Genomic DNA, 12,763 nt, shown 5'->3' with positions numbered 1-12,763 from the left:
ATTAGTGGTTTTTCTGTTCTATTCTGATTTCTTGTTGGGCGCTGTACAGGGCGATCATTAATCCCAATAAGATACCTATTTCATTAATATAAGCATTTTCAAACATTCCCCTGACGACGAAAATACCAATAAATGCGGTAAGAATAATGATACCCGCTTGTCGGATTATGCCACTATTTTGACGTATAATTTGGCTTCCGGTAAATATTGCTGAAAGTGTCATTAATAGTGAGGTTATTAGGCCCAGGACGCCACCAGCAAACCAAAGTGATAAAAATACATTATGTGGTCCAATGGAGGTTCTGTATGTCCAGTCGGGATAATCGGCAACACGACTATTATAGATTTGGTGATATACCTGATTACCGAAACCATAACCTTTGACAGGGTTTTCCATAATCAACTGCCACGCAGAGCCTTGGGTTCCATTGCTATAGCGGTGACTGCTATCAGTTTGGGTAAGTTTATGGAGCAGTAATTTTGTGGCAGGATTCGATGCCGCTGACCAATGAGTGATCCCGGCCAATAATCCCAGACATATTGCAGCAGCAATGGTGATTTTCCATTCTCTATTAATTGTAATAATAAATACTGTAGCTACTACAATGGCAACCCAGGCACCACGAGAAAGTGTTCCAAGTAATAAGAATAGGCTGATGGCTGAAGCGATAATCAGCAATAACCAACTCAGTAAAGAATGTTTTTTCCATAATGCCCAAGTACATAACAACACAGGAAAATAGAAAATAAATCCGTATGAAAACTCCCGATGATTATAATTAGTAAATGGCATTTCACCTGTTGAATCGTAATTGATAATGTATTTCGCGAGTTCGGTCAGTGAAATAGCTAACATACCAATAATAAAAGCAATCAGGATCATTTTTGCAATGTGTTGTTTACTTTCCTGATAGAGCACAATGGGAAGTGTGAAACTAAACAGCAGCAGGCCATTTAAGATAGGCTTATTCATCTCTTTGAAACTCAATGCAGGATCAATCGAAACTCCAATAGAGTAGAACATTGCCAGTATAAATAGCAAAATGGATAAAAAGAGAGAATTTCTCAGTGAGTTTACTACTTGACGAAAATCCGTTACCAGATAACACAGTGCTGTTATGCAGATAAGGATCATGACAAGATTTTTATATCTTGTAATATCTGGCAGATAAACAAGAATAATGTACAGTCCAATAATAGATAAGTTCCACAGGGACTTTTTATTTTCAATCATGTTTAGCCTATTTTTGATATCAAAAAGCATGGGGCCTATTCTCTCAACGATTTCGACTGGATTTGACTGTAAATAATACATGAAAACGGTATCGTAATCTGCTGAAATAGGGTGTTGTAGATAGTTTATTCAAGGAGTCCGTATGCCCGAATTACCAGAGGTTGAAACCAGTCGCAGGGGAATTGAGCCACATTTGGCTGGTAATGTGATTCAATATGTTGAGGTGAGGAATTCACGTTTGCGCTGGCCTGTTTCTGAACAGATCATGAAATTATCAGATCAGCCAGTGCTCAGTGTGCAGCGTCGGGCAAAGTATCTATTGCTCGAATTGGTTGATGGATGGATTATTGTTCATCTTGGGATGTCCGGTAGCTTACGCGTCTTATTGCATGAATCTCCTCCTGCAAAACATGATCATATCGACTTGGTGATGGCAGACGGTAAAATTCTCCGTTACACGGATCCACGGCGTTTTGGTGCCTGGCTATGGAGTGATGATCTTGAGAAGTGCTCTGTACTGGCTCATTTGGGTCCTGAGCCCCTGTCTGATGTATTTAACGGTTCATACCTTTATACTCTTTCGCGTAATAAGAAAACGGCTATTAAGCCTTGGTTGATGGATAACAAAGTGGTTGTTGGTGTTGGTAATATTTATGCTAATGAAGCTTTGTATGTTGCCCATATCTTGCCTGAGCGCCCTGCTTATTCCCTGACACAGGAAGAGGTTTATCTATTAGCAGATACGATAAAGCAGATTTTACGTCGTTCTATTGAACAAGGGGGGACTACGCTGAAAGACTTTCTGCAATCTGATGGAAAACCGGGGTATTTCGCGCAGGAATTATTTGTTTATGGTAAGAAAGGCGAGCTTTGTCCAATGTGTGGAGAAAAAATAGAGAGCATAAAATTAGGGCAACGCAGTACATTTTTTTGTCGGCAGTGTCAGCATTAATTGTATTTTTGGGGGGCTTAATTGCCCCCGACGAATATTATTTATCTAATTTTTTTAACATTGCCAGAGCAACAGGCTCCGGTAGGAATGATGAAACATCACCATCATGACGTGCAACGTCTTTGATTAAGGATGATGAGACAAAGGACAAGCTTTGAGAGGGCAATAGAAAGACGCTTTCCAACTCAGACATAAAATGTCGATTCATATTGGCAAGCTGCCATTCATATTCAAAATCAGAAACTGAACGCACCCCACGAATTAAGATCGTCGCCTGTTGTTTTTTAGCAAAATTAGCCATTAACTCACTGAATCCTGCAACCTCAACATTATCCAAATGAGCAGTGACTTCTTTTGCTAATGCGACACGTTCTTCAAGGTTGAACATGGGTTTTTTTCTGTCACTACTGGCGATGGCAAGTAAAACATGATCAAACATATTTGCCGCACGGGTCACGATATCGAGATGACCATAGGTAATAGGATCAAAAGTACCGGGATAAATTGCTTTTTTTTTCATTTTTTTGACTCTCTGTTTGGGTCAACTCCCAGAGTGCTGCATATTTATTGAATGTGTATTGAGCATTGACAATCGCTAACATTAGCCCTTGTTTACCATCCAGGAAACCCGCTCTTAACAGCCATGTTTTGACAAATGCTCCCAATGTATGGCCGATAATAGAAAAATAACGGGTTGTTTTACCCTGCTCATAGTGATGTTTGGCCCAATCTTTCGCGTAATTCAATTGTTTTTGCTGGAATTCCATAAGATTGCGGCAAGTTAAATGACGTAAATCGCCTTTCAATGTCACTATACGAGCACCTTGGGTATCCAGTGATTCATGAACCTGATTATCGTTATATTGATAACGTTCACGGCAATAGAGACGAATGACTTTATCAGGATACCAGCCGCTGTGCTTCATAAACCGATGCATGAATAAATTAAAGCGTGCGCAGGCATAGACTTTATTGTCGTCGGGATTTTCCAGAACTTGTTCAATTGAAGCCTTTAGCTCAGAAGTGACTCGTTCATCTGTATCAATCATGAAAATGTAATCACTACTGGCATAGGACTGTGCGAGTTGCCGCTGAGGGCCAAAACCAGGCCATTGAGTATTAGTGTAAACTTTGGCTCCCATTTCTTTGGCTATTTGACAGGTTTCATCAGTACTACCAGAGTCCAGAACGATAATTTCATCTGCCCAGTTTACAGATAGCAGGCAATCACCAATCAAGTCGGCGGCATTTTTGGTAATTATGACGACGGACAGGCGTTTTCTCGTACTCATCAATGGCTCCGGGGCGGGAGATAAGGTTCCAATAATTTTAACAATCGTTGCAGGGCGCCCTGATTTTCGTGTAAGACTTCCGCGGCATGACGACCGTAATAAAGGCGGTAGTCTTCATCCGTCAGCAGGCTATTGACCGCGGAACTCAAAGATTGGCTATCTGTCACAGTAATAAGCCCATCAGCTTTATCCAGCTTGGCACAGATATCCTTAAAATTGAATGTATGCGGCCCCATAATGACAGGGATTGCATGAGCCGCGGCTTCCAGTGGATTATGACCTCCACGTTCGATTAAGCTGCCTCCGACAAAGGCTAAATCCGCAATACCGTACAGTAGCATCAGTTCGCCCATAGTATCACCTATTACGACCTGAATATTGGCATCGGGTATGGTGCCAGAACTTCTCAATACCGAGTTTAGCCCCGCTTCTTGAGTTAATTCTTCTGCTTTGGCAAAACGTTCAGGATGGCGGGGAACCAAAATCAGCAATAAATCGGGATGTTGTTTCAATAAATTTCGATGCGCATCCAGTATGATAGTTTCTTCACCATCATGGGTACTGGTTGCAATCCATACAGGCCGATGTGCAGCCCATTGACGACGCAGAGTTACCGCCTTAGCGGCCAATTCAGGTGTGACAGAAATATCGAATTTGAGACTGCCTGTGACAGCCAGTTGGGTACGTTTCAGCCCTAATTCAATAAAACGTTCGCCATCTTCCTGATTTTGTGCAGCGATCAATGTTATTTTATTTAAAATGGCTTTAATAAAACTGTTAATTTTCTGATACCCAGCGGCGGAACGGGTTGAAAGCCTTGCATTGGCAATAACCAGCGGGATACCACGTTGGTGCAATTGAGCTATCAAATTAGGCCATAACTCGGTTTCCATAATAATCACTAACTTGGGATTGACGTTATCAAGGAAACGACTCATAGAGCCAGGCAAATCATACGGCAGGTAAACGTGGTTAACGTCATCTCCTAGTGCGGAAAGCACCCTCTCGGAGCCAGTTGGTGTCATGGTTGTTACAGTAATTGGCAGAAAAGGATAGTGATGTCGTAAAATCCTGACGAGAGGAATCGCAGCTAATGTCTCTCCAACTGAAACCGAATGGAGTAATATCCCTCCAGGAGTAACTTTTTTGGCGCAAAAACCATAGCGTTCACTCCAGCGTTTACGGTACGCCGGAGATTTACGGCTACGCAATAATAAGCGCAACCAGACAATAGGTTGGATAAGGTAGAGAAGTACCTGATATAAGCGAAGCAACATTCTATCAAATTCACTGAAATAGATTGCGGCTATAGTATCACATTGGCTTGAAGAAAGTGTGCAAAAAGCGGATAGGTTGTTCGTATTCCCTTAAAAAGAGCATGCCTGCTTTATGATAAGTATTGGAAATCGAATGGGTACAAAAACTACTCAATGTAAAAAGATTCTGATCATTAAACTAAGACATCGTGGTGATGCGTTACTCATCACTCCCGTGATTAATACTCTGAAAGAAAATCTCCCTAGGCGGCAAAATCTGTTGTGGAGAGCTTGTCTGACGGATTTAGTGTCTATTAAGGGTGAGGGAGCTTTGCATGTCGTTGAGCAAAAATAGGGCAGATAACATTACCATAACTGGGTGTTCTTATTGACCATGCGAAACTATTTATTGGCGTTGATTCTGTTCCTATGCATTGGCTACTGCATTGAAAACGCCTTGTGTTGCGTTATTTGGGCTATCTAAGATGGTCTTTTGGTATCCATGGCAGGGCTATGGGGAAGTGATCTGGGCAAGAAATTACGGTAAATTATCGAACCCTGATGAAATTGATACTAAAACAGATAATCGCTATTTAAGTTTGATCCCGACAGATGTTGTGATTAAAACTGCTCGGAGATATTTATCATGAAACCTGTTCGTCTTGCCATTGTCCGACAAAAATATCGCCCTGATGGTGGCGCTGAACGTTTCATTTCCAGAGCTTTAGAAGCATTGGGTAATGAAAATCTACAATTAAATGTTATTACCCGTTCTTGGCAGGGAAGTATAAATCCAAATTGGCGTGTGCACTTGGCTAATCCTTTGAAATGGGGGCGCATTAGCCGTGAGAAGGGGTTTGCTGATGCATCCAAGGCTCTTTGGCAAAAGGAGCAATTCGATATCGTCCAAAGTCATGAACGAATAGCAGGATGTGATATTTACCGGGCTGGTGATGGTGTACATCAACGGTGGTTGCAGCAAAGGTCAAGAACTCTGCCAGCCTGGAAAAGTAAACTGCTTTTTGTCAGCCGTTACCACCGTTATGTCATGGATGCTGAGAAAAGAATGTATTTGTCTCCAGAGTTGAAGAAAGTTATCTGTAACTCAGAAATGGTCAAACGGGAAGTTATGGAAAATTTTGATCTACCAGAAGAGAAAATTTCTGTGATTTATAATTCTATTGACCGGTCACAGTTTTTTCCTGTCGGAGAAGATGAACGAGTAGTCTTGCGACAGCAATATGCCATCCCTGTACGGGCTAAATGTCTCGTATATGTTGGGTCGGGTTTTGAAAGAAAAGGACTGAAAGCTGCAATTGAAGCAGTTAGTAAGACGGAAGCGTATCTATTGGTGATCGGGCAGGATAAGGAAGAAAATAAATATCAGCAACTAGCTCATTCGCTTGGTTGCTACACTCGTATTAGGTTTCTAGGCGTACAAAAAAAGACACTGCCATTTTATCAAATGGCTGATGGATTATTGTTACCGACGTTATATGATCCTTTCCCGAATGTCATTCTGGAAGCAATGGCATGTCGCTTACCGATTATAACCAGTAAAACCTGTGGCGGAGCTGAGTTCATTGACTCAGGAGTAAATGGCTTTGTATGCGATGCCTTGGATATAAAGGGATTATCTGAGAGAATTTCCTTAATACCTTCAGATCATTTGACCAGTAAGATCGCTATGTCAGCAAAAGAAAAGATAACGGGTTATACTCCGGCTTATTTATCTCAGCAGCTTACTGAGCTGTATAGCAAGGTGCTTTCTTTATGAAAGGGCATATCCTGTTTATCATTGATGGATTGCCGGGTGGTGGTGCTGAAAATGTCGTAGTACGCTTATGTCGTGGATTGCAACAAAAAGGTTTTGATATCACATTGCTATCGTTGTCTGATAAATGCGAATATTCGATTCCTGAACATGTTGATTTGGTTATTGATGCTGATAAATATGCAGGTCCTTTTAGAAGACAGACTGAAATTTTTCGTAGAGCAAAGTCTATGGATAAGGTTTTGGAAAAAATATTGCGGCAAAAAGGAATTCCTGCGCTGGTAATATCCAATTTACACAAAACCGATCGTATAGTTGCAAAATCTAAGGTATTAGAAAATTTGAATGTGTGGTTTTGTATTCATGGTGTATTTTCTAAATCTTACCTCGAAAATAAAACAGGCCTGGCACGTTGGCTTAAAAAACATAAAATTCAGCGTGTTTATCAGGATCGTAATTTGATTTGTGTTTCTGATGCAGTTGGCTTGGATTTACAGGAAAATCTAGCTATTACTGCCAGAAGAATGGTCACTATTTACAACCCATTCGATATAACTGAAATTAAATTGAATTCATTAGAAAACAATCCATATTCAGGTCAAGATTATATTCTCCATCTTGGACGATTTCACGAGGTGAAACGCCATGATCGTTTGTTAGAAGCATTTGCCATGGCTGTTATTCCTTGCAACTTATTAATTGCAGGTCATGGCGATGAAAAAATGACTGATAAAATTAAACAGAAAATTGTGGAACTTGGTTTACAATCCAGAGTTAAACTAATTGGATTTTTAACAAATCCTTTACCTGTGATACGTGAAGCTAAAGCTGTTGTTTTGAGTTCAGATAGTGAAGGTTTAGGCAATGTATTAATTGAGGCTTTGATCTGCCAAACTCCAGTTGTCAGCACAAATTGCCCTGGTGGTATCGGTGAGATTATGATGGGGGAATTAGAACAATATAAATCTGAACTTACCTCAGAATCATTGGCAGAGAAAATGCGTTTGGTTTATCAGAATCCTCCTTTAATTACGGAAAACATGTATAAGAAATTTGATCTGGATGTTGTGGTCAGTGAATATTTATCGTTGATTGAACAGCAATAAATCTCAGAATGATTATGCCGTTGAAACCTGAATAGGCGACTTGTGAGTTATTATCTTATTAAGCAATTATTTACTCTTATTTTTGGGCACATATCTCATGACTCAACCAGCATTCATCATCACAATTGATACTGAAGGTGATAACCTTTGGCAAAATAGCGATAAAATTTCTACCGAAAATACTCAATATCTACCGAGATTTCAAAGCCTTTGTGAACGTTTTGGATTCAAACCCGTCTGGCTAACAAACTATGAAATGGCGATGGATGATAGTTATATCGAATTTGCTAAGGATATAATTGCCAGAAACACAGGTGAAATTGGTATGCATTTGCATGCTTGGAACAATCCACCTATTGTGTCTCTGACTGACGATGATATGCGCTATAAGCCTTATCTGATTGAATACCCTAAAAATCAGATGAAAGCAAAAATTGATTTAATGACAAATCTTCTTGAAGAAAAACTTCAGACCAAGATGCTGAGTCACCGTGCTGGTCGCTGGGCATTCAACGAATATTATGCTCAATTATTGGTTGAGTATGGTTATCAGGTAGATTGTTCAGTTACTCCAAAGATTAACTGGTGTTTTACCAAGGGAGATCCGAATGGAAATGGCGGAACAGATTATAGCCGTTTTCCATCTCATGCTTATTTTATGGATTTGCAGGATATTGCTAAAGAAGGTAACTCTTCTTTGTTGCAAGTGCCAATGAGTATTCAGTATAAGCATTCTCCGATCATGAATTTTATTAAACAAAAATATGATCATTTGCGAGGGAAGCAACGTTCTCCATCGGTTAATTGGTTACGCCCAAAGGGTGGAAATTTGGAGCAGATGAAAACTGTAGTCCGGCAAACTTTGGCATCTGGTAATGATTATGTTGAGTTCATGTTGCATTCATCAGAATTTATGCCTGGAGGAAGTCCAACTTTTCAGACGGAAGAAAAAATTGAGTTTCTTTATAAAGAGTTAGAAGGATTGTTTGGATTCTTGAAACCATTGGTTCATGGTATGACATTGTCGGAGTTTTATAACTATAAAAGTAATACATTTTTATAATTAATAGCCTAAATTATTATTGGAAATAAAAAATATTTTTTGTTTTTTATAAAGTAGTAAAAAATTTAGTTAATATTAAAAAGCCATTTTATGGAATAGGATATGGGAAAAATAAAATCATTTTTTTGGGGATGGAAAAAATGCAATTTCGAACAATATAAAGAAGCCCACGCTCTTTTTGGCGGTTGTGTATTAACACATCCCAACATTGTCTCTTTTTTGAATAGACATATTGAAGGTAACCAACTCTCCTTCTATTTTAAAGAAAAAGGGACTGCCGTTAAGGGAGCTTGCTTCTTTGTTAAAAACCAAAAATTAGTAGAAAAAATCCAAGGCATATATCCACTCCCTTATGATGAAGTGATTTTCCCTATCGCAACTGATGCGAAGTTATTTTTACCTATAAAATCAAAGAGATTATCTCCTATTCATAAAAATAATTTTATAAATGCCAGCTATAAGGTTCCTTTGAGTAAACGTCAAATCTGCCTGATTAAAGAAAATTTCTCCTACAAAACCCGTCGTAACCGCAAGAATGAGATAAATAAATTCATTCGTGCAGGCGGAGAAATTCGTCTTTCAAGTGAATTCAGTGCTGAAGAATTGGTTGATATTTACATCGATCTGTATCAAAAGCGCTGGGACTATAATCATTCGCCAAAAGAACGTCAGCGTTTGCTTGAAATATACACAGAACTTCGAGAACATATATTTGGTTATGTGTTACTTATTAATGGTTCACCGTGTGCGTACGATTTTGTATTACGTGCCGATAGTCCTAAATGGATCTCATTTGATGCTATTAATGGAGGATATAATCCTGAATATGCACATCTCAGTGTTGGTAGCATTTTGATGTGGGTTAATACCCAGGAAGCAAAAGTATTATGTCAGGCAGCAAACAAGACTATGCGTTACTCATTGGGGAATCCTACTCTTGAATATAAAAGCCGTTGGTGTGAGACATTTCCACTAGGCAAGGTTCTTATTTAATATATTTTGCAAGAACAGGATTACTTCTGCCGGAGTAATACTCTGCATCGTACTATCCACTGATTTCAAAGTATGCTGTTCTTTTCCATACCCACCAATCAAGCCAGGATCTGTCGGGCCAAACAGAGTAATATTTGGACGATCAAGGGCGGCAGTGAGATGACTTAATCCTGTATCAACAGATACTACAGCTTTCGTGCCAGCAAGAACCTGTGCGACTTCTGCTAATGTTAATTTTGGTAACACGTCAACATGAGGAAAACCGTTTGCCAGCCGTAACGCTCGCTGATATTCATGTTCTGCTCCCCAGGGTAATTTGATGCGCATACCCGTTGGTTGAATCTCTGTGATCAGTTGTCGCCAGTGGTTTTCTGACCAATGTTTTTCATCACGAGTGGTGGCATGCAGGAATACCAGATAATCATTTCCGCTTTCTGACTGTTGGTTCAGAAAGTGGCGGGCGATAGAATAATCACCTGATTCTATAGGTTTTGGATAACCGAGACTCTCTGCAAATAATGCGCGAATTCGTTCTACAGCATGTTGCTGTTTGCTCACAGAATGGCGTTGATCGTAGAAAAAGCTGGCCAGTGGCTCACGAATGCTTTTTTTGTCATAGCCATGTTTTGGGCCATGGGTTAAGCGTGTCACCAAAAAAGCACTTTTTAACAACCCTTGAGCATCAATAATTGCATCATATTTTCGTTGCTGTAATTGTTCCCTGAAACGTGCGCGTTCTTCACGGATATCTTTCCTGAACCAATTTTTTCTCCAGCGACGAATAGCAACAGGGATAACATTTTCAACCGCACTGTGCCATGTGGGTATTTGGGCGAATCCCTCTTCAACGACCCAATCAAATTGAATACCCGGTATGTACTGCATGGCATCTGTCAGTGCAGGCAGGGTATGTAACACATCGCCCATTGAAGACGTTTTTACCAGTAAAACACGCATTAACTCTGGTTCTCCGTCTGTAAAAGTTTTTCCAATGAGGCTAAAACCTGCTCTGGTTGAATATCAATAAGACTCTGATGATAGCCACCCGCACTGTCACCGTTCCTGATCTTATGGTAACCCGTCATCAGACGGATCACTTCGGCTTTGTCTGACAGTGGTGGAGTGAAATCAGGGCTACTCGGCCCGTATAATGCTACCAGAGGGCGGTTCAGGGCTGCTGCGACATGCATCAAACCTGAGTCGTTTGTAACAATGGCATCACACGCTGCAATAATATTGACCGCCTGTTCAAGGGAGGTTTGGCCAGCGAGATTAAGACAATCTTTCCGCGCATCTTCACTCAGAAGTGCCCGGATATCTTCACCAGCTTCATTATCCTTAGCTGAACCAAATAACAGTATTTGGTAACCTTTTTGAGTGATTAACTGTTCAGCCAGTGCGGCGTAATGATAGTGTGGCCAGCGTTTAGCCGGGCCAAACTCTGCACCGGGGCAAAAACCGATAATTGGGCGATGATCGGCGATGTTAAAAGCTGTTGTTGATTCTGCAATATCTTCGTCACTAACAGCTAACTGAGGCCATAACAGTGGTTGGGGAAGATCTTCAGCACTGTGTACAGTTTTCCTGTCATAGGCGAGAGCAACATAGCGCTGAACCATGAGTGGAAAGACACTTTTATTCAAGATGTGGATATCATTCAGCAAACCATAGCGCATTTCACCACGCCAGCCTGTACGCAGAGGGATATTGGCGAAGAAAGGCACCAAAGCAGATTTGAAGGAGTTGGGGAGTACGTAAGCGCGATCATATTCACTTTCACGCAGTGCTATCCCAAGGTGGCGACGTTCACCAAGAGCAAGCGCTCCGTGTCCCAGCGGCATTGCCAGCGCCTGATTAACTTCTGGCATTTTCGCGAGTAATGGGCGGCACCATGCTGGTGCCATCACATCAATTTCTGCATTTGGGTACAAAGCCTTCAAGGTGCGGTAGAGGCTTTGAGACATCATCATGTCACCCACCCACGATGGGCCGATCACCAATATCTTCATAAAGGTCGATTAATTATCCTGATTGAGCCATTGCATATATTCGGTAACACCTTCAGCAACGGTTTTGAATGAGTTGTCATAACCTGCTGCGCGAAGTTTTGTCAGATCAGCCTGAGTAAAGCTCTGATAGCGACCTTTTAGCTTTTCTGGAAATTCAATATATTCTACGGCAGGAGATTTTTCCTTATGGAATTCAATAACGGCGTCAGCAACGGCCTGGAAAGACTCAGCCCGGCCTGTACCGCAGTTAAAAATGCCGGAAACACTATTTTTCCAGAACCACAGGTTTACCGCTGCAACGTCACCAACATAAATAAAATCGCGTTGGAAATGTTCGCTGCCTGCAAATAATTTCGGGTTCTGGCCTTGGTTAATTTGGGTGTTCAAATGGTAGGCGACACTGGCCATACTGCCTTTATGTCCTTCACGTGGCCCGTATACATTGAAATAACGGAAGCCACAAATGTGAGAATCTGCGTGTGGTAAAATATCGCGAACATACTGATCAAAAAGGAATTTTGAGTATCCGTAAACATTGAGAGGTTTCTCATACTGGCGTTCTTCAATGAAATTATCACTGCGACCACCATAAGTTGCGGCAGAAGAGGCGTACAGGAATGGGATCTGACGATCAAGGCAGTAATGCAATACATCTTTAGAGTACTGATAGTTATTGTCCATCATATACTTGCCATCCCACTCAGTTGTGGATGAACAAGCACCTTCATGGAAAATAGCATCAATATCGCCTAGATCATCACTAGCAACGATACTGGCAATGAAATCTTCCTTATCCATATAATCGCTGATATCTAAATCAACCAGATTTACGAACTTTGTACCGTCTTTCAGATTATCAACAACCAGAATATCCTTATAACCTTCGTCATTCAGTGCTTTGACAATATTGCTGCCAATAAACCCTGCGCCGCCAGTGACAATAATCATTTGGCCCACCTCTAAATAGTCAGTTCACTTTATTTTAATGCGTATCATATCATTTAACCCTACTGACGACAGCAGCTGAAATAGGGGAATATCCTGAAATCCTGCTGTATCGCAGTTTCAAAGCCGTGATCAGCTT

13 protein-coding genes and 1 pseudogene are annotated in these 12,763 nt (G+C 40.8%); 7 read left to right on the top strand and 7 right to left on the bottom strand.

From position 1 onward, the window contains the following. Position 1 precedes the first annotated feature (1 nt). Positions 2–1,234 (bottom strand): O-antigen ligase RfaL, encoded by a 1,233-nt coding sequence (rfaL, locus tag HGO23_RS19140; RefSeq protein ID WP_244967845.1) that lies wholly within the window; start codon positions 1,232–1,234, stop codon positions 2–4. A gap of 142 nt (positions 1,235–1,376) precedes the next feature. Here rfaL and mutM point away from each other — a divergent pair, with 142 nt between their 5' ends. Next, a complete protein-coding gene (mutM, locus tag HGO23_RS19135) occupies positions 1,377–2,186 on the top strand; it encodes a bifunctional DNA-formamidopyrimidine glycosylase/DNA-(apurinic or apyrimidinic site) lyase (RefSeq protein ID WP_099136477.1) in 810 nt (269 codons plus the stop codon). Between the two features lie 37 nt (positions 2,187–2,223). Here the strand turns inward: mutM and coaD are convergent, their stop codons facing one another. Genes coaD through waaA form a run of 3 tightly spaced genes read right to left on the bottom strand, consistent with a single transcriptional unit; the run spans position 2,224 to position 4,755 of the window. Further along, entirely contained in the window at positions 2,224–2,706 is a 483-nt protein-coding gene (gene coaD / locus HGO23_RS19130) for a pantetheine-phosphate adenylyltransferase (RefSeq protein ID WP_209027506.1), read from the bottom strand. Further along, positions 2,672–3,478 carry a glycosyltransferase family 2 protein gene (locus HGO23_RS19125; RefSeq protein WP_209027505.1) on the bottom strand — a complete coding sequence of 269 codons (807 nt, stop codon included), beginning with the start codon at positions 3,476–3,478 and terminating at the stop codon, positions 2,672–2,674. The genes coaD and HGO23_RS19125 overlap by 35 nt, the downstream gene beginning before the upstream one ends. Then, entirely contained in the window at positions 3,478–4,755 is a 1,278-nt protein-coding gene (waaA, locus tag HGO23_RS19120; RefSeq protein WP_099136480.1) for a lipid IV(A) 3-deoxy-D-manno-octulosonic acid transferase, read from the bottom strand. Before waaA ends, HGO23_RS19125 begins: the two co-directional genes overlap by 1 nt. Before the next feature lie 133 nt (positions 4,756–4,888). On the opposite strand from waaA, the gene HGO23_RS19115 reads away from it, so the two are divergent. The 6 genes and pseudogenes from HGO23_RS19115 to HGO23_RS19090 all read left to right on the top strand — a co-directional run bounded on the left by HGO23_RS19115 (position 4,889) and on the right by HGO23_RS19090 (position 9,670). Beyond that, the gene (locus HGO23_RS19115; RefSeq protein ID WP_145956636.1) at positions 4,889–5,089 is read left to right on the top strand and encodes a hypothetical protein; all 201 of its coding nucleotides are present in this window, start codon (positions 4,889–4,891) and stop codon (positions 5,087–5,089) included. 20 nt (positions 5,090–5,109) lie between these two features. After that, positions 5,110–5,384, top strand: a pseudogene (locus HGO23_RS19110) (glycosyltransferase family 9 protein); the annotation flags it as partial. Further along, complete coding sequence (locus HGO23_RS19105; protein WP_209027504.1) at positions 5,381–6,511, top strand: glycosyltransferase family 4 protein; 1,131 nt, start codon at positions 5,381–5,383, stop codon at positions 6,509–6,511. The pseudogene HGO23_RS19110 and the gene HGO23_RS19105, both read left to right, overlap by 4 nt. Then, a complete protein-coding gene (locus tag HGO23_RS19100; RefSeq protein WP_099136482.1) occupies positions 6,508–7,614 on the top strand; it encodes a glycosyltransferase in 1,107 nt (368 codons plus the stop codon). Before HGO23_RS19105 ends, HGO23_RS19100 begins: the two co-directional genes overlap by 4 nt. A gap of 97 nt (positions 7,615–7,711) precedes the next feature. After that, complete coding sequence (locus HGO23_RS19095) at positions 7,712–8,677, top strand: polysaccharide deacetylase family protein (RefSeq protein WP_099136483.1); 966 nt, start codon at positions 7,712–7,714, stop codon at positions 8,675–8,677. Between the two features lie 102 nt (positions 8,678–8,779). Next, complete coding sequence (locus HGO23_RS19090) at positions 8,780–9,670, top strand: GNAT family N-acetyltransferase (protein ID WP_209027503.1); 891 nt, start codon at positions 8,780–8,782, stop codon at positions 9,668–9,670. Here HGO23_RS19090 and rfaC read toward each other — a convergent pair. From rfaC to rfaD, 3 genes are read right to left on the bottom strand one after another with little or no spacing between them, the layout of a single operon-like run. Further along, positions 9,650–10,627, bottom strand: a complete 978-nt coding sequence (rfaC, locus tag HGO23_RS19085; RefSeq protein ID WP_209027502.1) for a lipopolysaccharide heptosyltransferase RfaC — start codon at positions 10,625–10,627, stop codon at positions 9,650–9,652. The two genes, HGO23_RS19090 and rfaC, sit on opposite strands and share 21 nt — an antisense overlap. Continuing rightward, a complete protein-coding gene (rfaF, locus tag HGO23_RS19080) occupies positions 10,627–11,679 on the bottom strand; it encodes an ADP-heptose--LPS heptosyltransferase RfaF (protein WP_209027501.1) in 1,053 nt (350 codons plus the stop codon). Before rfaF ends, rfaC begins: the two co-directional genes overlap by 1 nt. Before the next feature lie 9 nt (positions 11,680–11,688). Then, on the bottom strand, positions 11,689–12,627 hold the full coding sequence (gene rfaD / locus HGO23_RS19075; protein WP_209027500.1) for an ADP-glyceromanno-heptose 6-epimerase: 939 nt from the start codon (positions 12,625–12,627) through the stop codon (positions 11,689–11,691). Between the last annotated feature and the right edge of the window lie 136 nt (positions 12,628–12,763).

The organism is Xenorhabdus budapestensis, from assembly GCF_017743015.1.
In the GTDB taxonomy this organism is placed as follows: Bacteria; Pseudomonadota; Gammaproteobacteria; order Enterobacterales; family Enterobacteriaceae; genus Xenorhabdus; species Xenorhabdus budapestensis.
This window is presented reverse-complemented; position numbering and strand designations above follow the sequence as displayed.

Coding starts and splice junctions, on each gene's coding strand:
- HGO23_RS19090 (WP_209027503.1), top strand. CDS start 8,780: ATGGGAAAAATAAAATCATTTTTTTGGGGATGGAAAAAATGCAATTTC.
- mutM (WP_099136477.1), top strand. CDS start 1,377: ATGCCCGAATTACCAGAGGTTGAAACCAGTCGCAGGGGAATTGAGCCA.
- rfaF (WP_209027501.1), bottom strand. CDS start 11,679: ATGAAGATATTGGTGATCGGCCCATCGTGGGTGGGTGACATGATGATG.
- rfaC (WP_209027502.1), bottom strand. CDS start 10,627: ATGCGTGTTTTACTGGTAAAAACGTCTTCAATGGGCGATGTGTTACAT.
- coaD (WP_209027506.1), bottom strand. CDS start 2,706: ATGAAAAAAAAAGCAATTTATCCCGGTACTTTTGATCCTATTACCTAT.
- HGO23_RS19095 (WP_099136483.1), top strand. CDS start 7,712: ATGACTCAACCAGCATTCATCATCACAATTGATACTGAAGGTGATAAC.
- HGO23_RS19125 (WP_209027505.1), bottom strand. CDS start 3,478: ATGAGTACGAGAAAACGCCTGTCCGTCGTCATAATTACCAAAAATGCC.
- waaA (WP_099136480.1), bottom strand. CDS start 4,755: ATGTTGCTTCGCTTATATCAGGTACTTCTCTACCTTATCCAACCTATT.
- rfaL (WP_244967845.1), bottom strand. CDS start 1,234: ATGATTGAAAATAAAAAGTCCCTGTGGAACTTATCTATTATTGGACTG.
- HGO23_RS19100 (WP_099136482.1), top strand. CDS start 6,508: ATGAAAGGGCATATCCTGTTTATCATTGATGGATTGCCGGGTGGTGGT.
- HGO23_RS19105 (WP_209027504.1), top strand. CDS start 5,381: ATGAAACCTGTTCGTCTTGCCATTGTCCGACAAAAATATCGCCCTGAT.
- HGO23_RS19115 (WP_145956636.1), top strand. CDS start 4,889: ATGGGTACAAAAACTACTCAATGTAAAAAGATTCTGATCATTAAACTA.
- rfaD (WP_209027500.1), bottom strand. CDS start 12,627: ATGATTATTGTCACTGGCGGCGCAGGGTTTATTGGCAGCAATATTGTC.